This is a genomic window from Xanthomonas arboricola pv. guizotiae (assembly GCF_002940205.1).
Classification (GTDB): Bacteria; Pseudomonadota; Gammaproteobacteria; order Xanthomonadales; family Xanthomonadaceae; genus Xanthomonas; species Xanthomonas arboricola_C.
The window spans coordinates 16,884-35,039 of record NZ_MDSK01000008.1; the positions used below are offsets into that span (position 1 = coordinate 16,884).

Consider the following 18,156-nt stretch of genomic DNA (forward strand, 5'->3'; position numbering starts at 1 on the left):
TTGCCTGGCGCGCGCATCGCAGCCTGCCGCGCGTGATGCTGCAGCAGCCCGGCGCCAGCGCCACTGCAGCTTGACGCGCGATCGGCTAGCCTGATCTCCCGGTTTTTCCCGAAAGCGTCTGCGATGTTCCGCTGGTTCGAATCCCTGATCGATGTCTTCCCGCCGATCGAGCGGGAAATGCCGCCGCGCAGCGTGTGGCGGTTCTATCTGCATTATCTGCGGCCGTTGTGGCCGATCCTGCTGGCCACGCTGATCGCCGGACTGCTACTGGCGTTGGTAGAAGTGGCGATGTTCGACTTCCTCGGGCGCATCGTCGACATGCTGGCCGAGCGACCGGGAGCGGACTTCTTCCGCCGGCATGCCGGCGAATTGCTCTGGATGGCGGCGATCACGCTGGTGGCGCGCCCGCTGTTCACCGGGCTGCACAATCTGCTGGTCAACCAGGCGATCGTGCCGGGCCTGAGCAATCGCTCGCGCTGGCTGATGCACAACTACGTGGTACGGCAGAGCCTGGGCTTCTTCAACAACGATTTCGCCGGCCGGATCGCCAACCGGGTGATGCAGACCGGGACCTCGCTGCGCGAATCGGCAGTGCAGATGGTCGATGCGCTCTGGTACATCGTGGTCTATACCGGCAGTGCGCTGTGGCTGTTTGCGCAGGCCGACCCGTGGCTGATGCTGCCGCTGCTGATCTGGCTGGTGGTGTATGTCGCGCTGATGGCATTCTTCGTGCCGCGCATGAAGGCGCGTGCGTGGATCGCATCGGATGCACGCTCCAAAGCCACCGGTCGCATCGTCGATGGCTACACCAACATCTCCACGCTCAAGCTGTTCGCGCATGCCGGCCGCGAACAGGCCTATGTGCGCGATGCGATCGACGAGCTGGCGGTGAAGCATCGCGGGCAGACGCGCGTGACCACCACGATGGATACCGCCATCGCGGTGGCCAACGGCTTCCTGATCGTGGGCACCTGCGGGCTGGGATTGTGGCTGTGGAGCCGCGGCCAGATCAGCGTCGGCGCGATCACGCTGGCCACCGGCCTGGTGATCCGCATCCACAACATGTCCGGCTGGATCATGTGGACGGTCAACGGCATCTTCGAAGACATCGGCAGCGTGCAGGACGGCATGCAGACCATCTCGCAGCCGGTGCTGGTGCAGGACGCGCCCGATGCCGTGCCGCTGCAGGTGACGCACGGCCAGGTGCAGTTCGAACACATCCATTTCCATTACGGCAAGCGCGGCGGGGTGATCGCCGGGCTGGATCTGCAGGTGCGTGCCGGCGAAAAGATCGGCCTGGTCGGGCCGTCGGGCGCGGGCAAGTCGACCCTGGTCAACGTGCTGCTGCGGCTGTACGACCTGGAGCAGGGACGCATCCTCATCGACGGGCAGGACATCGCCCGGGTCACCCAGGAAAGCCTGCGCGGACAGATCGGCCTGGTCACCCAGGACACCTCGCTCCTGCATCGTTCGATCCGCGACAACCTGCTGTATGGCAGGCCGCAGGCCAGCGACGCGCAGATGCTGGAAGCGGTGCGCAAGGCGCGCGCGGAAGGCTTCATCGACACGCTGGTGGATGGCGAAGGCCGGCGCGGATTCGATGCCTATGTGGGCGAACGCGGGGTCAAGCTGTCCGGCGGTCAGCGGCAGCGTATCGCGATTGCACGCGTGCTGCTGAAGGATGCGCCGATCCTGATCCTGGACGAGGCCACCTCGGCGCTGGACTCGGAAGTGGAAGCGGCGATCCAGGACAGCCTGGACGCGTTGATGGGCAACAAGACGGTGATTGCGATTGCGCACCGCCTCTCCACCATCGCGCGCATGGATCGGCTGGTGGTGATGGATGCCGGACGCATCGTCGAGACCGGCACGCATGCGCAACTGATCGCGCAGGGCGGCCTGTATGCACGCCTGTGGGCGCGGCAGACCGGCGGATTTGTTGCGGCGGATGGGTGAGGCGAACGATGCTTGAGTGCTTGAGTGCTTGAGTGCTTGAGTGCTTGAGTGCTTGAGTGCTTGAGTGCTTGAGTGCTCGATGCGAGAGGTCGCAGGCGGGCGTAGTAACCTCGAGATCTAGTCCCTCTCCCGCATACGGGAGAGGGGTGGGGTGAGGGTGCGGGGCGAAGCCGCTCGCTGGTCGGCCATACGAGGCTTCGCCCGTACCCTCATCCGCCCCTGCGGGGCACCTTCTCCCGAGGGGAGAAGGGCACTTGTTCTTGCGACAGGAGAAGGATCGATCACTCGATCGGCTGGTCCAGCATCAACTCGCGTGCGAAGCGCACCGGTGGGGCGCCGTAGGACAGCATCTTGTCGTGGTACGCCTTCAGGTTGAAGTCCTTGCCCAGCTTGTCCTGCACCGCCTTGCGCGTGTCCAGATGTTCCTGCACGCCCACGAAGTAGGTCGGAAGCTGTGCGGAAGAGAGCTGCGCACGCACCCACTTGCCTGAGGCTTCGCTTTCCTGCTGGAAGGTGTCGTGGGTCATCAGGTGCATCGCCTTGTCGCGATCCCAGCCGTCCACATGCACGCCCTGGTCGAGAATGGCGTTGGCAATGGTGCGCAGGTAGAACTTGAGTTGCACCAGATGGAACAGCGGGTCGTTATCCAGGTAGCCCTGCTCCTGCATCATGCGCTCGGTGTACACCGCCCAGCCTTCGGCGAACATGCCAGAACGCAGCACCGCGCGCAGCGTGGAGGGGAACTTGGCCGAGTGCCAGCCTTCCAGGTAGTGGCCCGGCGTGCCCTCGTGGATGCTGAGTAGCTGGATCATGCGGGTGTTGTATTCGCGCAGGAACGAATCCACCTGCTTGTCGTTCCAATCGTCGGGAATCGGCGACACCGCGTAGAACGTCTTGAGGTTCTTGTCGAGCGGGCCGGGCGAGTCGCAATACGCGACCGCCACGCCACGCTGGAATTCCGGCATCAGGATGATGTCCACCGGCGAATCGGGCAGCGTCATCAAATCCTTCTGACGCACGAATTCGGTCGATTGCGCCAGCGCTGCCTTGGCCGCGTCCACCACCTTGTCGCGCGCCGGCTTGTCGGCATACGCCAGTTCCAGGGCCGCTTCGATCGCCGCCTGCTGTTGGTCGTCGTTGGGCGACTCGGGCAGCTTGGGAGCGCCAGGCCTGTCCTTGAGCACCGTGCGCGCAATGCCATACATTTCGCCGCGTACGCGCTTGAGCTCGGACTCGGCACGCTGCTTGATGTCGGCACGCGACAGCGACGACAGCAGCGCGAATTTCAGCTTCTGGTCGTATTTTTCCGCACCGATGCGGAAGTCGCCCTTGGCATTGGGCACCAGCACGGTGTCCAGCCAGGTCTGCTGCTCGGCCACTGCCTTGCGCAGGTTGTCGATGGCCGCCTGGGCGCGCGCCGCCTCGATCGGGCCAAGCTGGCTGATGTTGGGCGCGATGAAGCTGTCGACGATGCTCAGGATGCCCTTGTTCTGCTTGGCCACCGTTTCGGCATGGATCTTCGGCACGCGCGCCGGGTCCAGGTTCTCGCGTGCCTGCGCAAAGATGCTCGGGATCTTTTCCATGCGCTGTGTTGCTGCGGTCAGGCGCTCGGGCAGCGGCGCGAATTCGCGCGCCATCAGGCTGTACAGTGCGCTGCCGGCCAGGCCGTTGTAGACCTGCGGGTCCCAGGCCCAGCTTTGCAGCACCTCGGTGTTCCAGATCTCCGATTGCAGCTGGTTGCGCAAAATCGCCGCATCCACCTGGTTCTCGCGCGACAGCTTGGTCACCTCGATCGCATCCAGGGTGGCCAGCAGCTTCTTGCCCGCGTCCATGCTGCGCTGACGGCCGCTGGCGCTCAGGTCGTCGATCTGCGCATCGAAGCGGTGGTCGCCGGTCTGGGTGGCGGTCACCGGCGACAGCTGCATCCAGGTGTCCAGCGCTTGTTTGGATAATGCGGCAAAGCGCGCATCCGGGGTCTGTGCTTCAGGGGCGGCAGGCGCGGTCGTATCGGCACGCGGTGATTGGGGCTGTTGCTGGCAGGCGCTGAGGCCGGTGAGCAGGGCGAGGACAAGCAGGCGTTGACGCATCGTGGGTCCTGGTGGAATCAAACCGCCAGCATAGGCATCTGCGCGCGCGGGCGCATCCGCCATTGGTGTAGGGCAGCCAATAAGTCGACGGCGCTCACCGCCAGGCGGGCGCGGCCGATGCTTGGGACCCGCTGTGCCGCTTGCACGTTCGGCTCCTGCGCGCCCTCCGCCTTCCCTAATAGATGCTCACCATGCGTGGGTGGCCGCCCCTATCCTGCCGGCCGGCCAGCGGTGCCAATCGCCCGGGGCGCACCACGGCTGCACGTTGCGGGCGCGATCGCTCGTACACTCCGGTTCCCGGGCGCAGCCTCGCTCCCCAGGCTGCGCGTACACGCAACACCATGCTTGCCACCCGCACGGTGGCCTGTGCCAAGGAGGATCACATGCACTACGCCGGTAGCCGTCATTGCGGACGCATCGCGTTCGATCTGCAGACCGAAGCGCCCATCACCGAGGTCTACGACTGCAACTGTTCGCTGTGTCGCCGCCGCGGCGGTTTGTCCTGGTTCGGCGCGCGTACGCAGCGGCTGCTTCAGGCCGCGCCGGAAGCTGTCGGCAGTTACCGCTTCAATCAGCACCACATCGATCGCCACGATTGCCGGCAGCGCGGGATCGCGCCCTGTAGCGAAAGCCTCAACCCCAAGACCGGCGCAATGGGCGTCGCGGTCAATGTGCATTGCCTGCCGGCGCTGGATCTTGCCGGGCTGCAGGTGCATGCAGTCGACGGAGCCAGCCGATGATCCGCGCCATGCAGCGGTATGCCACCGCGATGCTGCTGGGATGGGCAGTGTGCGGGTGTGCAAGGCATCCCGCAGAGATGGCGGCCGACGGCGGCGCTGTGGCGCCGGCACCGCCCGCCGCGCAGGGCAATGCCTTGGCCTACGAGCACGATGTGCGTATCGAGCTGCCTGCCGACCAGATCGGTCAGCGCATCGCCGCGATACGCACTGCCTGCCAGGGCGCGCAGTTGGGCGATTGCGCCTTGCTGGCAGTGGAGCAGGAAGGCGGGCGCGATCCCACGGGGCGCGTCAGCGTACGGCTGGCACCGGACGGGATCGAACCCATGGTGCAGTTGGCCGGCCAGCATGGCGATGTCGCCGCGCGTAGCACGCGGGCCGAAGATCTGGCGCAGCAGATCGCCGACACCAGCCTGGCGCAGGCGCGACTGCAGAAAGAGCATGCGCGCCTACTCGAACTGCAGCCGCGCCGCGATCTGGCGGTGACCGATCTGCTGGCCTTGTCCAAGCGGCTGGCCGAGATCGAAGCCGAAGCGCAACAGACCCAACAGCAGGCCGCGCAGCAGCAACGCCGGGTGCGCACGCAGTTGCTGACCCTCAATTTCCGCAGTACCGGTGGCGAGCAGGGCAGGGGCGAGATCGCAGAAGCCGCCGCCGAATTCGGCGAGGTATTTTCCAGCAGCGTGGCATTTGTCATCCGCGCAGTGGCGGCGCTGTTGCCGGTGGCCGCGGTCGCACTGACCGCCGGCTGGTTGTTGCTGCAGGCGTGGCGTTGGCGCGTACGTCGGCGCCGGATGTCCTGAGGCACCGCAGCTGCGCGACACTGCCGTGCAGCTGCGGGAAAATCCAACTTGTCATTGCACGCGGCGTGCGTCGTCGGTGCTGGTCGCACGCCGCTCGACAGGCGCGGCGGCATGCCGAATCGCAGCAGGACGCGTCACGGCGTCACGCGCGATCCAGCAATGCGGCACCATCGCCGCAGATAAGGCGGCTGAGCCTGGCTCAGCCTTCGTCGACTTCGTACTCCACAAAGACGTCCAGCTGCAGTGCCAGCTCTTGCACCGCGTCGCGTACCTTCTGCGCGGTGGCCTCGTTGCCGGCTTCCACTTCGAACTCGTGGCTGCCCGGACCTTCGTCGTCCGACAGGCCGGCCGAGCTGGAATCTTCGTCGTCCAGATGCGGCATCAGATCGTCCACTTCTTCCACGTGCTCGATGCCGTCGATGCTTTGCAGCAAATTGGCAATGGCACGCGCGTCGTCGTCGGTGCCGGTGATGCGCATGCGGAGGGTAGGCATGGGAGTGTCCTGTGGATTGGGGACGTCAAGCCTAGGCATCGCGAGGACAAAACGAGGTGATGGTGTGCGTTGCTTGCGTCACGCGGGCTATGCCGGCCATGCCTGGCTTGTGAGGGTTCGGCATGCAACGCGCGGCCTACTGCGGCGCGCAGCATCGTCGGCATGACGTCATGGTGATGCGCATGATGCATGCAGCCCATGTAGGCACGGCCAGACCAGTTGCGCAGCTCACCCGTGTGGCCATGGTCGGCGCGATCTCGTGCGTGCCGACCCGACGCAGTGCAACCGACGAGCGGAAGCGCAGATGTTTGTCGTCGGCGTCCAGTAACGATCTGCACTTGCTGCCCATCGGCGTCGCTGCGTGGTGCCAGCACCGGGAAGCGCCCGGGATCGCCCGCTTTTAGCGAAGGCCAGATTGCCGCTTCCTTCATTCCGCTGCCGATGCTTGCCGCAAACGCCGCCGCGTACGCGGCTCCTGCACGCCTTCGCTCGGCGGCAACGCCACCAGTTCGGCAGGCAGTGCCGGCATCGGGGTGCGTTCGTCCTGTGCTTCGCGCTTGAGCCAGTCGATGAACAATGCCGCGGCCGGGCTGAGCTCGCGGTGGCTGGGGTGCACGATGTAGTACGCGTAACGCGCCTTGAGCGTGGGGCCGGGCAGGCGTACCAGTTCGTAACGTTGCAGGTAGGGCTGGGCGATGTGCTTGCGCGCTAGCACCGCGCCCAGGCCATACACGGCGGCGCGCATCGCGTCGGTGCTGTCGTTGAAGGTATGCATCGGCGGCACGGTGGTACCGCGGACCTGGGCTGCGCGGAACCAGTCGCGCCAACCCTGCGGCGACATATCGGTCAGTAATGGCAATTGCGCGATCTGCGCCGGCGTGCGCAGTGCAGCCACTTCCGGCAACGACGGCGAGGCCACGGGGAACAGCTCGTCGTCCATCAGATGATGCGAGGTTAGTCCGGGCCAAGCGCCTTGGCCATAACGAATACCCAGGTCCGGGCCACCTTCTTCGAAACGCGAAAAGGCCGTATCCGATTGCAGGTCCATGCGGATATGCGGATAGGCGCGGCAAAAGCGCGGCAACCGCGGCAATAACCAGCAGTACGACAACGACCGCAACGTGGTGACCCGCAGTGGAATGGCGTCTTCGCGTGGATGCAGGTTGCCGGCCACCGCCGCGATCTCGGCCAGTGCGGCGGTGGCGGCGTCGGCCAGCTGGCGGCCTTCGGCGGTGAGCTTGACGCCGCGTGGCAGCCGTTGGAACAAGGTCGCACCCAGCAGCGCTTCGAGCTTGCGCACATGGTGGCTGACTGCGCTGGCGGTAAGGTGCAGTTCTTCGGCGGCGTGGGCGAAATTCTGGTGGCGGGCGGCAGCGGCGAACACGCCCAACGCGGGCAACAGGGTAGGGCGCAGATTCATCGAGGCATGAGTGAGATTTGTGGCTCGCCCCGATACTATGCGCTTGTCGCGCCCACGGTGGCAACCGATGCTGCGTCATCCCTTCGCGACGATCGTGCCATGTCTCCCTGTCTGCCCGCTGCCGTCTTCTGCCGTTTCACTCCTGCATGGCACGGTTTGGGGCCACGGCCATGAGCGCGCAATCGTCGGCGCAGCCTGGGCTTGCAGTACGCCAGTGGCGCACCCCGCTTGAGCTTGGCTTTTTAGGCGTCGTGTGGGGCTGCTCGTTCCTGTTCATGCGCGTGGCCGCGCCCAAGTTCGGCACCGTGGTGCTAGTGGAAATTCGCCTGGCGCTGGGTGCATTGGTGCTGCTGCCGTTCCTGTGGTTGGCGCGCGAACGTTTCCCGCTGCATCGCTGGCCGATGCTGGCGGCCATCGGTGTGCTCAACTCGGCGTTGCCGTTCCTGCTGTTCGCCTGGGGCGCTCAACACGCACCGGCGGCAGTCGGGGCAATCTGCAATGCGATGACAGTGTTGTTCACTGCGCTGATCGCCTTCCTGTTTTTCGGCGAACGGATCGGCACGCGACGCGCGCTGGCCTTGCTGGTGGGGTTCATCGGCGTGCTGGTGCTGGCCACCGGCAAATCCGCCGGTTTGAGCGTCGGGCCGGCAGCGCTGGCTGGCGCAACTGCCTCGCTGCTGTATGGCATCGGCTACAACCTGGTGAAGCGCCATATGGGCGATTTGCCGCCTGCTGCGTCGGCGGCGTCGACCCTGGGCTGCAGTGCGCTATTGCTGGCGCCACTGGCGTGGTGGCAATGGCCGACCACGCCGGTGCCGGCGGTGGCGTGGGCCTGCGCCACCGCATTGGGTGTGGTGTGCACCGGGCTGGCGTTCTTGATGTATTACCGGCTGATCCAGCGCATCGGCCCGGCGCGTGCGTCCACGGTGACCTATCTGGTGCCGGTGTTCGGCGCGCTGCTGGCATGGTCGCTGCTGGGCGAACCGCTCACCTGGACCATGCTGGTGGCCGCGGTGCTGATCCTCGGCAGCGTCGCCTTCAGCCAGCGCGCCCGCTGACTGAGCGCGCTCGTCGTTCCGCAGATGTCCGAAACCGGTTCTGCTTTGCCTATTCCCGATTCCCGATTCAACCAGCAGGCGGCGCCCGCACCGGCAACGGCACATTGCACAGGTCGATGTGCCCGGCCGGGCGCTTGTAGAAATCGTCCTTGCGGTTACGGCGCGCTTCGACCACATCGCGGAAGGTCTGGCTGTCGGTGCGCAGCAATTGCAGCGGTGTGCGTTCGGGCGCAGGCACTTCGCTGGCCAGCCGAATCGCGCGGATCGGTGCGCGTTGCGCGGGGTCTTCGTAAAAGCCCATCGGGTCGGGACCGCGTGGCGTGACGCTGAGCAATTCCATGCCCTTGACCACGCGTCCGACCACGGTGATGTTGCGATCCAACTGGCGTGGCGATTGCCCGGTGACCACATACAGTTCGGCGCCGATGCTGCTGTCTTCGTCGTTGTTGCGGCCCGCGCCCAGGGTGCCGTAGCAGTGCGCCAGCCAGCTCTTGCTGGTGGCCGTGTCGCGGCCGACCGGGAAGCCGTCGACAAAGCCCACCTGCGGCGCCCAGCCATCGCTATCGGGCAGGCGCTGGAAATCCAGGCCCTGCGATGCGCGTTCGAATTCGGCCGGCAGATGCGTCTTGGCCGAGCCAAGCGATTTGGCCTTGGCCGGCGTCTCGCCATCGGGGTCGCCGAATTGCACCACGAAATTGTCCTGCGAGCGGTAGATGCTCAGCCCGTCCCAGAAGCGCTCATGCGCCAGCGTACTGATGTTGGCGACGTGCTCTGGCGCGAATTGCGGCGCCAGCTCGATGATGACCCGCCCGGCATCCAGCTCCAGGTACAGGGTGCGTTCCGGATCGAGCACGCGCCACGCACTGGCCGGCGAGCTGTCGAGAATCTGTTGCGGGCTACGGTAAGCCGCATTGGCGGCTGCGGGTAACAGCAGGGCGAGCAGGCAGGCAGAAGCAACAGTTCGCAGGAGCATGAAGGCAGCCAGCAGGGAGGTGTCTGCGATTCTTGCCGACCACGCGCTCAGACGCAAAGCATGCATCCCATGGCATGACGCCGACGCAGTGCGCCGGCGTCATGCCGAGATGCGAAGACCTGCCGCAGGCAGGAGGTTACGGATTGTTGCGCACGTGCGGGCTGGTGTGATGCTCGGCAGTGCCATGGTTGTTGCGGAACAACGGTACCAGCTGCCACAGCGCAGAGATGCCGACCAGCGTGTAGACCACGCGCGACAGCAGCGCGTCCTGCCCGCCGAACAATGCGGCGACAAGATCGAACTGGAACAGGCCGACCAGCCCCCAGTTCAGGCCACCGACGATAAGAAGCACCAGAGTGATGACGTTGATCGCTTTCATGAAAGCATTCCATGTGGGTTGGGAAACCCCAGACTCCGCATGCCCCAGCGAGCGGCCCGTGAGCGTCGCCCACTTGCGGTGCGCTTTGCACACATGTCGCTCACAATCGCCTGCCCTGCACGCGGTGTCGGCGCGCCCAGGCAGCGGTCGCCAGCCGCACGAGTGCCGAATGATCGATGCCTTGGCAGACCGGCGGCGATCCGACTTCAGTTCGGGCGATATCGCATCGTTCACCGTCGAGGCGAACGATGCAGCGGCGTCCATCTTCCGCCTGACGCTGCCCCTGATCCGGCACTGAGTCCGTTTCGGCGTCCGCCCGCCAGCGCGGCTGCCAAGGGAGCAATACACTCCTCGACATCGACATCGCCAATGGATAAGGCTGCGTCCGGTGCGGCGGCAGGCTTTGCACGTTTCCGAAATCGTTCCGGCGAGCGAAACAGAGTGCGCGACACTTCGACCGCTCTGAACTGGCGTTTGCATCCGTCGACTGCAAGGCGTGATGAAGCCGATAGTCGAACGGCCTTCGCACACTGCAGTAAGGTGCGCACCTGCGCTGCGATGAACAGTCGGACGGCTCCACAATCGCGGCATCGTTCGAACAGAGCCCGCATCGGGACCATGCTGTCTGCATGTCGGCAGTGCGTGTGGCTTGCGCTTTGCCGATCAATGGCTTCGTCCCGTGCTCGGGGCACGTCATCCGACATGTTGCAGGCAGGCAAAGCCTTCGCAACATGCCGGATGATCACCTCACATCAAGTCCTTGGCGTGTTTGCCGGCTATGCGGGCGACTGGTGGAGTTCCATCCCCAAGTCCCGAGCACTCTTGGACCGCGTGATCTCGTTGCTCGTCTGCCCCGGCCTCGATCGGTTCGGGCTACTCGGGGCCGAAACATGCTCCCGGCGCGGCGGTGCCGCCCTGGATGTCGATGGCGAACCCTGTGGCTGGCTGGAAGAGGTGCTTGCTTCCTGCGCAGATAACGCTCTTGCCGCTGCTAGCAGCGCTTCAACATCATTGCCATCCAACATGGCGTTGATTGCCTTGCTGGCCTTGGTCGCACGGCGCTGGGAGAGCGTTTCATGCTTGGCGCCCATGATTCCGCGGCCTACCTGCTTCCCCAGCCCGATGTCGGTGCTTCCCTCGCGGCGGTTGTTCTTGATGGTGATGGCGGTGTCCTGGTTCAGTGCGCCAACGGCGGCCATGCCCCCGGATATCGCCGAGATCAACAGGCTTTGCGCGACCGAAACATTGCGGGTCCCGCCCTTGAAGGCAGAAACGAGTTTGCTGAGCACCGAGGATGCGGCGCTGCCCAAAAAGACAAGGTGGAACATCTGGCCGATGCGCTGTGCGGTTTGCGCAGTGAATTCGAGATAGTTGTACTTCTTGGCGATATCGTTGAACAGCTGCTGCGACAGCACGGACTTTTCGGCACCGATAAGCAGCTTGGATGCGGTGCCGTTCGGGTCGATTTCGTCGAGCCTGCCTTCACGCAATGCCTTGAGGTCGTTGCGCAGCAAGCGTAGTTGCTGCATTGCCTTACTGGCGTCGCTGGCCTCGATGTCGCGGTCGTCTGCCGTGATTGCGCCTGGCTGCGCATCCTCTGCTGTCGCTGCATCCGCCAGCAGCTTCTCCAACTCGGCAACCCCGGCGGTGACGCGCTTGACCAGGGCTTGGGTGGGCGACTGGATCAGGCTGCGTAGTTTGTCGGCCTTGATGTCCTCTCCGCTGACCGCCGCGCCGCTGGCCAGCTTCTGCTTGCCTGCGTCGGTCAGTACATCGGCGTGCAAGAGGTTGAGCTTGTTGTTGGCTTCCTGCTTGGCTTGCTCGTCGAAGCCGGCGGCCACATGTTGCACAGCCATCATCAACATTGCGGCAACTGTCTGCGCCGTCGCCGACAACGGACCCATCGCGCCTGTCTTGCTGAGCAGCCCCAGCGTGCTGGCGACCGGCGAACGCAAGATGCGTGGGATGGCCTGCCAGCGGTTGCCCTGCCACTGGCGATCGTGCGCACCCTGGGTCATGACGAAATCATGCTGGGCCTGGTGCAGCTCCTTCTCTGCTGCCAGCATGACGTCGGCTGCCGCCGCGCGTTGTTCAATTGAGGAATTTGGATCCCCCTGAATCTCGCGAAACACGTCGCAGGCTTCGGCGAACGTTTCGATCTTTTTCTTGAGGGCGTGTGCCAGATCGGGGAGCCAGTGCTTGTCGTTGATCTGCTTCTTGTCCGGCACGATGACGTGAGCGCCGTGTTCGCGAATCGACTCGCACAGGCTGACAACCGCCGATTGTTGCACGGCGTTCACAGGTGCGGCGACCAGCATGGTCGCCAGGCCGAACGCAGCGCCGGCCCAAGGCTGGCCTGTCACATAGTTGATCCACGGCGAGACGATGTACTGCATGGCGTTGGTGAGGAAGCTGCCGCTCGGATTGGGCAGGCCGGAGAGCAGCGCGGTGCGTCGCAGCGTGGCCACGTCGTTTTCGTTCAGCCCCTGCGCCTTGTACCAATCGATCACATCGTGTTCGCTGATGCGGCTGACCAGGTCCGCATGCGTGGCCGCGCGTGCCTGCGCACCCGTGGTGCCGGGCGATTTCATCGGCCTGAGCCTGCTGATCAGATCGGCCGCCAATTCCGGTGCGATTGCGCGTGCATTGTCCGAGGCTAACTGCCGATGAAGCCGTGCCAGCGTCGCTGTCGCTGCATTCGATGACGTGGCCGGTTGCGGAGCGAGGGCTTGGGCGTCTTGCTCGGGACTGGCCAATGGCGCCCCTAACGTGGTTCCGCTACTGCGCCTGACGGGCGCACGCCCGAGTGGACTGAGTGCGGGGTCAGGCGAGGATTGGTGGGTGGCCGCCGCAGAGGTGGAGGGGATGGCGAGCTCTGTTTCCTGAATTTCTTGCGAGTGCGTCCTCGCACTGCGGCTGGCCGGATCGACGGATGCGGATGACTTCATTGGACATGTCTCCTGACGTGTATACGGCAGATAGATTGCTTGCGGACCAGACGATGGATGCGCATTGCATGGGATTGCATCGCAGATGCCGTGGAACCTCCCTCCCTTGGCGAAGTTCCTGGTGCAATCCTGAGCCTGCCGGTATTGATGGACGCGAAGTGGTGAATGCACTGCGCGGAAATTGAACTACCAGACGCGCATGCCACCTGTCTGTACAGCAGATTTTATATCGCCGTACGCGAAACAAATCAGGTTCCGCAACAGTGCTTGTTACGCAATCAATGTTTAGTGCGTGACAGAAGGGCGGTTTTTTAATGCACTGGAATTCGGCAACCGGCCCGTCTCTCTGTCGTCGGCAATATTCAAATGCGCGTCCATGGCGAGCAGGTCGTCGCGGATGCATGCCATGGTGCTGGGCTTCGGGATGGCCGCAACGAACTGCGTGCGAAGCGCTGGTCATTCGAGAGTGGTGCGGCCTGAGGTACCGAAAAATCTGCGGCCACTACAGCCTTGATAGCTGACTTGCGTAAACAGTCAAGCGTGCGGATCGATCCATTTGCGTCAGGCTATTGCGCTTCGTGCGTTGCGCCGGTGATCCGCGCTTTTTTCCCGGTGGTTCGGCAATGACAGTGACACTACCCAGGCAGAGCCAAGCGATGCATGTCGCACTTTTATTGTGAGATATCTCAAATGACGTCCATCAGATCAATGTTGATTCCATGGTGGCTTCGTTCTTTTCCGGGCTTGGTATCCGCCTGGGCCTGACCGATGCACTGGTGCAGCGCCTGCGCGAAGGCGAGACCGTTCTCGGGCCTGCAGGCATGCTGTGTCGCGTGCATGCGCAACCCCAGGACGATGGCGTGTCGGGATTTCCGGAAGTCATCCTGCCGTTGGCTGCACGCGAACTCGGTGGCGACGAGGTCGTCACACTGCTTGCGCTGCAGGAGCAACTGCTGACCGAGTACGGGTGGCGGCTGACGATGTCCAATCTGGGCCTGCTATGCATCTGCCCATTGTTGCTCGCGCAGACGCCCGAAGACGTGGCAGCCACGCTTGAACGGGGGCAGCTCGTCGCACGTATCGTGTTGGACGCGCTGGTGACGCAGTCGGGCAGCGCGCGGGAGGCTGTCGTATGAGGCTCCAACGCCAGAACAGCGCTCCACCGTCCATCCCAAGTGTGTCGTCCGGAACTCCCGATGCAGCCCACGCGAACGAACCGTTCGTGCCAGAGGCGCAGACGCCTCGTTCAACGTTGCTAGAGGGACTGGCAGAGCCAAGCCTGCGCTTGCGCGCGCGTGCAGGTCAAGACCACCAGGCTGCCGTCGGGCGAACCATCCTCCGCCAAGACCAGGCAGTGGCGTCCGGAAGCGGGCCAATCCTCCCGCGCTGCGTCTGAGCGCGCGGAGAGCCAGCATCGCGCCGGACGGCATCCAGGCGGCCAGCAGGTGGCTTCTTCTTCGGCGACGCAGGGGTCTTACGCAGCGCGCTGTGTCGTCGCTCGCGATCGCCTGAAGGCGCAACTGCGTGCAGGTCTGCAGGATCGCCCGTTTGCAGAGCCGTCGGAGGAGCAGCTCGCATTGCAGGCGGAATACCTGCAATGGGCAGATGCCCGCTTGCAGGAGCGTATCGAAGCGTTCGGTCCGGACGCCGCCTACGACGTTGGCGGGGATATGAAGGCGGCCGGCATGAAAGCGTCGCTGCCCATTGCGTATGAAAGTCTCAGATCGTTTTTCGTTGGCGCGTTGCGGACGCCGCTCGGCATTTCTGCGGCCACTGCCTACCAGAGCAGCCGCCCCCCCGCTTCCGAGCCCTTGAGTACGGCGACCCTGGCTGGGGTGATCTCGGGAATGGGATCGCATACTTGCGACACGCTGTTGATTCCATCGATGGACAGGCGTGCGCGCGTTGCCAATCTGCCGCGTTTCCAGGCAATCGATCCCAAGATCCTTGTGCCGGACCCGCCGCCGGTCCTATTGGAAGTCACCCCTGAGGGAAACAAGCGCTTCGTGCGTCCCGGAGAAAACGGTACGCCGACCCGTGCCGAGCTCACGGCACAGGCCGATGACCGTCGGGCAGGAATCGCTGAGCGTCAGTCCATGCTGGACGATACGGCGCTGGACACCATGCTGCTCAGGCCGGCCATCAGCGGCGGCTTTAACGCCGCGCGGCGCACCTCAGGGGACCCCGCCACCCGTACGGCGGTTGCCGAGGTTGGCCTGGCCGGGCTGGCGGTGGGTGGTGCGGGCGCTTTGCATAAGGCGTTACTGGACACCTGCAAGGCAATGGGGCGCACTGGCCAGATGACGGTTCCCGATTTGCTCGGTGGGCATCAGCGCTTGAATCTGTTCGCTCTTGCATTGCCGGACAAGACACGACCTCCTGCCACGTGGTCCGATGCGGTGCATTTTCCCAGCTATCTGTTGCAGACAGGTCAGGAAGCGATGGCATTAGCGAGACAGGCATTCAGCACGGCGAACGCGGCAACGACGGCGCTGCGCGATGTGCTGGGACGCCATATGGTCGGCAATGTGTTGGCCAACATGGCGTCGTTGGGTGCCACCAGATTGATCGCTTCCCCGCTGAGAGGCGGGTATGGCGGCGGCAGCTTGCCCGGAGAGGCCGACAATTCTCCAGCATGGGTGTTGCAGCAAGGAGCGCAGATGTTCTTCAACGATGTGGTGTGGAATGCGCTGAAAGCCAAGAACGGCACAAATACCACACAGGCCACGCGATTGGATCACGAGCGCGCCATTGCAGCGGCCGAGCAGGATAGAACGATTTCAAGCACCTTGCAGACGCTCGCCGAGCCCTTGGACACAGCGCTTGGCTTGCTTCCCCCGCCAGCCCAGGGCGAGGTGGCGCGCGCCATGGAAGAAGGCACGGGCGTGCCCGTGCCGCTCAGCGCTGACGTCGACCAACTGCGCAATGCGTTGCAGCAGCTAAGGGACCAGGTGGCTGCGCAAGCGGTCTCGATCGCGACCATCGACGATGCGCTTGGTCGACTGGCCGATCTCCCCGTCGCGGGTGAAGGCGAAGGCCGCGCGGTGATCGCAGAGTTGTCTGCGCAATTGCACGCGCTTGGCGCGGCCTTGCGTCAGAAGCAGGCGCTGCAGCAGTGGCAACAGGGTAGGTCTTGAGCGCCGCCCAGACGCCGCGCCTGGCCATAACCAAACGCACGTGCTACGAGTCGCAGCCAGGGCTGCGGCCCGTAGCGCTTGCGTCAGCCCGGCGTTATCTGCATGCCAGAACGCAGGCTTGTCAGTGAGCAATGGGTTGCAAGTCAATGCTGCCCATGGCCTGATACAAAACCGATGCGCGTTGCGCGACAAGTGCAGCAACGGGCGGCACGCTTGCGGCTGCGGTGGCGACACTCGCGTTGCGCCTATGGCAAAGCGCCTGCGCGTTTGCTGCTGCGGCATTAGCACCTGGTCAGGTGGGCGTGCAGCTGTTTCGCTCCGCCATCATCCGTTGCGTGGGCGGCGAGTCGAGCGAAACATGCATCGCCGTATCGGCTGGCGTGGCAGCGTCACTGCCGTCATCCTCAGCGTACCGGCTTGCGTTTGACGTAGAGCTGCTTGCGGACATGTGCGACCACTTCGCCGTCGCGGTTGTAGACCGTGTTCTCGAACCAGCGCAGATGTTTCTCGCCGTTTGCAGTGGCCTGGCGCAATTGCGCCAGCACGCCGTCGTCGATGACGAAATCCGCCGTGACCGTGCCGCGCCCGGGCTTGACGAATTCGATGCTGCCGGCCTTGTCCCACACATAATAATCGCGGCCCAGGTTGTGCATGGTCAGCAGCATCCAGAACGGGTCGGTCATCGCAAACAGGCTGCCGCCGAAATGGGTGCCGACATAGTTGCGATTCCACGGGCGCTGGCGCAGCTCCACCCGCGCAAAACGGTAGTCGGCCGAGAGCACGGTGACGTGGATGCCGGCGAACAAAAATGGCGGCCACAGATTGATGCCTAACTTGAACAGCGATGTGCGCATGCGGGCCTGTTTCCTTGGCGAGGGAAAGTGCTCAGCATAACATTCGCATGCGTATGGAGTAGGCCGGCTGCGCGTAGTCGGCACGGCGTCCGTCTGTTGCTGCTGACCGCGAGCTGGTGTCGTCATGGTCGTTGGCCCGGGTCAGAAAGCCATGCAGGCCCCCGAACGCAACACGCCGGGCACAGGCCCGGCGCGCATCCTGCGGTGAGCAGGGCGATCGTATAACCGCCTCAACTCAGCGCAGGTGTCGCACGTCAATGCTGGGGCTTAAAACACCAGCGCCGACATCTTGCGACGATAGCGGCCGACCAGATCTTCGTCCTCGATCACGCGGAAGGCATCGATCAGGCTACGGCGCGGCAGGTTGTCGTCGAAGCTGCGGTCCTGCCGCAGCATGTCCAGGAACTGCTCCAGCGCCGCTTCGTCGTTGCCGTCGAGCAGATGGCGCACGCCGAGCAGGTGCCGTGCGCGCAGGTCGGCGCTGTTGGCATCCACGGCGGACTGCAGGGTGCCGGCGTCCGGGGCGTCCTTGAGGACGTTGGCAAAGCTCAGCCGCGCCTTGGCGCGCACCGCGCGGTCGTCGGTGGCCAGGTTGGCGGGCAGGGCATCGATCAACTGCTCGGCCTCGGCGGTGTCGCCGGTCTTGAGCAGCGCCAGCGCCAGGTCCAGCTTGAGTTCGTCCTTGTCCGGTTCGGCGGCGACCGCCTCACGCAGCGCCGCGGCCTGCGCCTGCGGGTCGAGCGGCGCCAGCGGCACTTCTTCGGCCACCTGCGGCTCGGCCGGCAGCACGCCGTGCTGGGTCAGGAATTCGCGCACCTGGCCTTCCGGCATCGCACCGGGGAAGCCGTCGACGATCTCGCCGCCCTTGACCAGGAACACCGTCGGCACCGAACGGATCTGGAACGCCGCGGCGATCTGCTGTTCCTTGTCCACATCGACCTTGCCCAGCTCGAAGGCGCCGTTGTATTCGCCGGCCAGCTTTTCCAGGATCGGCGTCAGCGACTTGCAGGGGCCGCACCAGGTGGCCCAGAAGTCCACCAAGACCGGTGTCGTCAACGATTTCTGCAGGACCTCGGTCTCGAAGGTGTCGGTGGTGGCATCGAATACATGCGGCTTGTCGGACATGGGCTTCCAGAAGTTAAGTGCGGCAATAGTGGGAGGTAATGGTGGCAAACGCGGCTGACACAAGCCTAGCCGCAATGACGCACTTCGGCGCCCTGCGTGCTTGCCTGGAGCACGGCCGTGGCAGCGTCGGGGCTTCACGCCACGCGCGCCCGGCACGACAATGCCGCGTTCTGGTGGCGCATCGCG

The 18,156-nt window shown here is 64.5% G+C and carries 15 protein-coding genes and 2 pseudogenes; 8 read left to right on the top strand and 9 right to left on the bottom strand.

The features are described from left to right. The first annotated feature begins 123 nt into the window (after window positions 1–123). The gene (locus XarbCFBP7408_RS06590) at window positions 124–1,956 is read left to right on the top strand and encodes an ABC transporter ATP-binding protein (protein WP_104562277.1); all 1,833 of its coding nucleotides are present in this window, start codon (window positions 124–126) and stop codon (window positions 1,954–1,956) included. A gap of 281 nt (window positions 1,957–2,237) precedes the next feature. Here XarbCFBP7408_RS06590 and XarbCFBP7408_RS06595 read toward each other — a convergent pair whose 3' ends face one another. Continuing rightward, window positions 2,238–4,043: a DUF885 domain-containing protein gene (locus XarbCFBP7408_RS06595; RefSeq protein ID WP_104562278.1), complete on the bottom strand. Its 1,806-nt coding sequence runs from the start codon at window positions 4,041–4,043 to the stop codon at window positions 2,238–2,240. Window positions 4,044–4,384: 341 nt separating this feature from the next. On the opposite strand from XarbCFBP7408_RS06595, the gene XarbCFBP7408_RS06600 reads away from it, so the two are divergent. Together XarbCFBP7408_RS06600 and XarbCFBP7408_RS06605 are read left to right on the top strand one after the other, a co-directional pair. Continuing rightward, the gene (locus tag XarbCFBP7408_RS06600; protein ID WP_104562279.1) at window positions 4,385–4,783 is read left to right on the top strand and encodes a GFA family protein; all 399 of its coding nucleotides are present in this window, start codon (window positions 4,385–4,387) and stop codon (window positions 4,781–4,783) included. After that, a complete protein-coding gene (locus XarbCFBP7408_RS06605; protein ID WP_104562280.1) occupies window positions 4,780–5,583 on the top strand; it encodes a DUF4349 domain-containing protein in 804 nt (267 codons plus the stop codon). The genes XarbCFBP7408_RS06600 and XarbCFBP7408_RS06605 overlap by 4 nt, the downstream gene beginning before the upstream one ends. 199 nt (window positions 5,584–5,782) lie before the next feature. Here the strand turns inward: XarbCFBP7408_RS06605 and XarbCFBP7408_RS06610 are convergent, their stop codons facing one another. The 3 genes and pseudogenes from XarbCFBP7408_RS06610 to XarbCFBP7408_RS06620 form a co-directional block, all read right to left on the bottom strand. Continuing rightward, on the bottom strand, window positions 5,783–6,076 hold the full coding sequence (locus XarbCFBP7408_RS06610) for a hypothetical protein (RefSeq protein WP_005912915.1): 294 nt from the start codon (window positions 6,074–6,076) through the stop codon (window positions 5,783–5,785). Window positions 6,077–6,163: 87 nt separating this feature from the next. Continuing rightward, a pseudogene (locus XarbCFBP7408_RS06615) lies at window positions 6,164–6,450 on the bottom strand (DUF2867 domain-containing protein). 53 nt (window positions 6,451–6,503) lie between these two features. Continuing rightward, window positions 6,504–7,496: a LysR substrate-binding domain-containing protein gene (locus XarbCFBP7408_RS06620; protein ID WP_007962978.1), complete on the bottom strand. Its 993-nt coding sequence runs from the start codon at window positions 7,494–7,496 to the stop codon at window positions 6,504–6,506. A 170-nt stretch (window positions 7,497–7,666) separates the two neighbouring features. On the opposite strand from XarbCFBP7408_RS06620, the gene XarbCFBP7408_RS06625 reads away from it, so the two are divergent. Beyond that, window positions 7,667–8,554, top strand: coding sequence for a DMT family transporter (locus XarbCFBP7408_RS06625; RefSeq protein WP_089112068.1), 888 nt, complete (start codon window positions 7,667–7,669; stop codon window positions 8,552–8,554). 67 nt (window positions 8,555–8,621) lie between these two features. On the opposite strand, the gene XarbCFBP7408_RS06630 is transcribed toward XarbCFBP7408_RS06625, so the two are convergent. Next, the gene (locus XarbCFBP7408_RS06630) at window positions 8,622–9,593 is read right to left on the bottom strand and encodes a peptidylprolyl isomerase (protein ID WP_181106610.1); all 972 of its coding nucleotides are present in this window, start codon (window positions 9,591–9,593) and stop codon (window positions 8,622–8,624) included. Between the two features lie 70 nt (window positions 9,594–9,663). Then, window positions 9,664–9,906, bottom strand: a complete 243-nt coding sequence (locus XarbCFBP7408_RS06635; RefSeq protein WP_042805081.1) for a DUF378 domain-containing protein — start codon at window positions 9,904–9,906, stop codon at window positions 9,664–9,666. 169 nt (window positions 9,907–10,075) lie between these two features. On the opposite strand from XarbCFBP7408_RS06635, the gene XarbCFBP7408_RS23080 reads away from it, so the two are divergent. After that, window positions 10,076–10,204 carry a hypothetical protein gene (locus XarbCFBP7408_RS23080; RefSeq protein ID WP_258072043.1) on the top strand — a complete coding sequence of 43 codons (129 nt, stop codon included), beginning with the start codon at window positions 10,076–10,078 and terminating at the stop codon, window positions 10,202–10,204. A 179-nt stretch (window positions 10,205–10,383) separates the two neighbouring features. Continuing rightward, window positions 10,384–10,562 (top strand): annotated as a pseudogene (locus XarbCFBP7408_RS06640) (DUF1328 domain-containing protein); the annotation flags it as partial. A 120-nt stretch (window positions 10,563–10,682) separates the two neighbouring features. Here the strand turns inward: XarbCFBP7408_RS06640 and xopN are convergent. Beyond that, on the bottom strand, window positions 10,683–12,854 hold the full coding sequence (gene xopN / locus XarbCFBP7408_RS06645; protein WP_258072044.1) for a type III secretion system effector XopN: 2,172 nt from the start codon (window positions 12,852–12,854) through the stop codon (window positions 10,683–10,685). 719 nt (window positions 12,855–13,573) lie between these two features. On the opposite strand from xopN, the gene hap3 reads away from it, so the two are divergent. Together hap3 and xopF1 are read left to right on the top strand one after the other, a co-directional pair. Beyond that, window positions 13,574–13,990: an Hpa3 family type III secretion system protein gene (hap3, locus tag XarbCFBP7408_RS06650; protein ID WP_104562282.1), complete on the top strand. Its 417-nt coding sequence runs from the start codon at window positions 13,574–13,576 to the stop codon at window positions 13,988–13,990. Between the two features lie 159 nt (window positions 13,991–14,149). Further along, window positions 14,150–15,991 (top strand): type III secretion system effector XopF1, encoded by a 1,842-nt coding sequence (xopF1, locus tag XarbCFBP7408_RS06660; RefSeq protein WP_308632319.1) that lies wholly within the window; start codon window positions 14,150–14,152, stop codon window positions 15,989–15,991. 404 nt (window positions 15,992–16,395) lie between these two features. On the opposite strand, the gene XarbCFBP7408_RS06665 is transcribed toward xopF1, so the two are convergent. After that, window positions 16,396–16,845, bottom strand: a complete 450-nt coding sequence (locus XarbCFBP7408_RS06665) for a DUF4442 domain-containing protein (protein ID WP_104562284.1) — start codon at window positions 16,843–16,845, stop codon at window positions 16,396–16,398. Between the two features lie 267 nt (window positions 16,846–17,112). Continuing rightward, window positions 17,113–17,970: a thioredoxin gene (gene trxA / locus XarbCFBP7408_RS06670; RefSeq protein ID WP_104562285.1), complete on the bottom strand. Its 858-nt coding sequence runs from the start codon at window positions 17,968–17,970 to the stop codon at window positions 17,113–17,115. Window positions 17,971–18,156: the final 186 nt, after the last annotated feature.

Excerpts from the sequence above, each read along its gene's own strand:
- XarbCFBP7408_RS06590 (WP_104562277.1), top strand. The coding sequence starts at position 124 with ATGTTCCGCTGGTTCGAATCCCTGATCGATGTCTTCCCGCCGATCGAG.
- XarbCFBP7408_RS06595 (WP_104562278.1), bottom strand. The coding sequence starts at position 4,043 with ATGCGTCAACGCCTGCTTGTCCTCGCCCTGCTCACCGGCCTCAGCGCC.
- XarbCFBP7408_RS06600 (WP_104562279.1), top strand. The coding sequence starts at position 4,385 with ATGCTTGCCACCCGCACGGTGGCCTGTGCCAAGGAGGATCACATGCAC.
- XarbCFBP7408_RS06605 (WP_104562280.1), top strand. The coding sequence starts at position 4,780 with ATGATCCGCGCCATGCAGCGGTATGCCACCGCGATGCTGCTGGGATGG.
- XarbCFBP7408_RS06610 (WP_005912915.1), bottom strand. The coding sequence starts at position 6,076 with ATGCCTACCCTCCGCATGCGCATCACCGGCACCGACGACGACGCGCGT.
- XarbCFBP7408_RS06620 (WP_007962978.1), bottom strand. The coding sequence starts at position 7,496 with ATGAATCTGCGCCCTACCCTGTTGCCCGCGTTGGGCGTGTTCGCCGCT.
- XarbCFBP7408_RS06625 (WP_089112068.1), top strand. The coding sequence starts at position 7,667 with ATGAGCGCGCAATCGTCGGCGCAGCCTGGGCTTGCAGTACGCCAGTGG.
- XarbCFBP7408_RS06630 (WP_181106610.1), bottom strand. The coding sequence starts at position 9,593 with ATGCATGCTTTGCGTCTGAGCGCGTGGTCGGCAAGAATCGCAGACACC.
- XarbCFBP7408_RS06635 (WP_042805081.1), bottom strand. The coding sequence starts at position 9,906 with ATGAAAGCGATCAACGTCATCACTCTGGTGCTTCTTATCGTCGGTGGC.
- XarbCFBP7408_RS23080 (WP_258072043.1), top strand. The coding sequence starts at position 10,076 with ATGATCGATGCCTTGGCAGACCGGCGGCGATCCGACTTCAGTTCGGGC.
- xopN (WP_258072044.1), bottom strand. The coding sequence starts at position 12,854 with ATGAAGTCATCCGCATCCGTCGATCCGGCCAGCCGCAGTGCGAGGACG.
- hap3 (WP_104562282.1), top strand. The coding sequence starts at position 13,574 with ATGGTGGCTTCGTTCTTTTCCGGGCTTGGTATCCGCCTGGGCCTGACC.
- XarbCFBP7408_RS06665 (WP_104562284.1), bottom strand. The coding sequence starts at position 16,845 with ATGCGCACATCGCTGTTCAAGTTAGGCATCAATCTGTGGCCGCCATTT.
- trxA (WP_104562285.1), bottom strand. The coding sequence starts at position 17,970 with ATGTCCGACAAGCCGCATGTATTCGATGCCACCACCGACACCTTCGAG.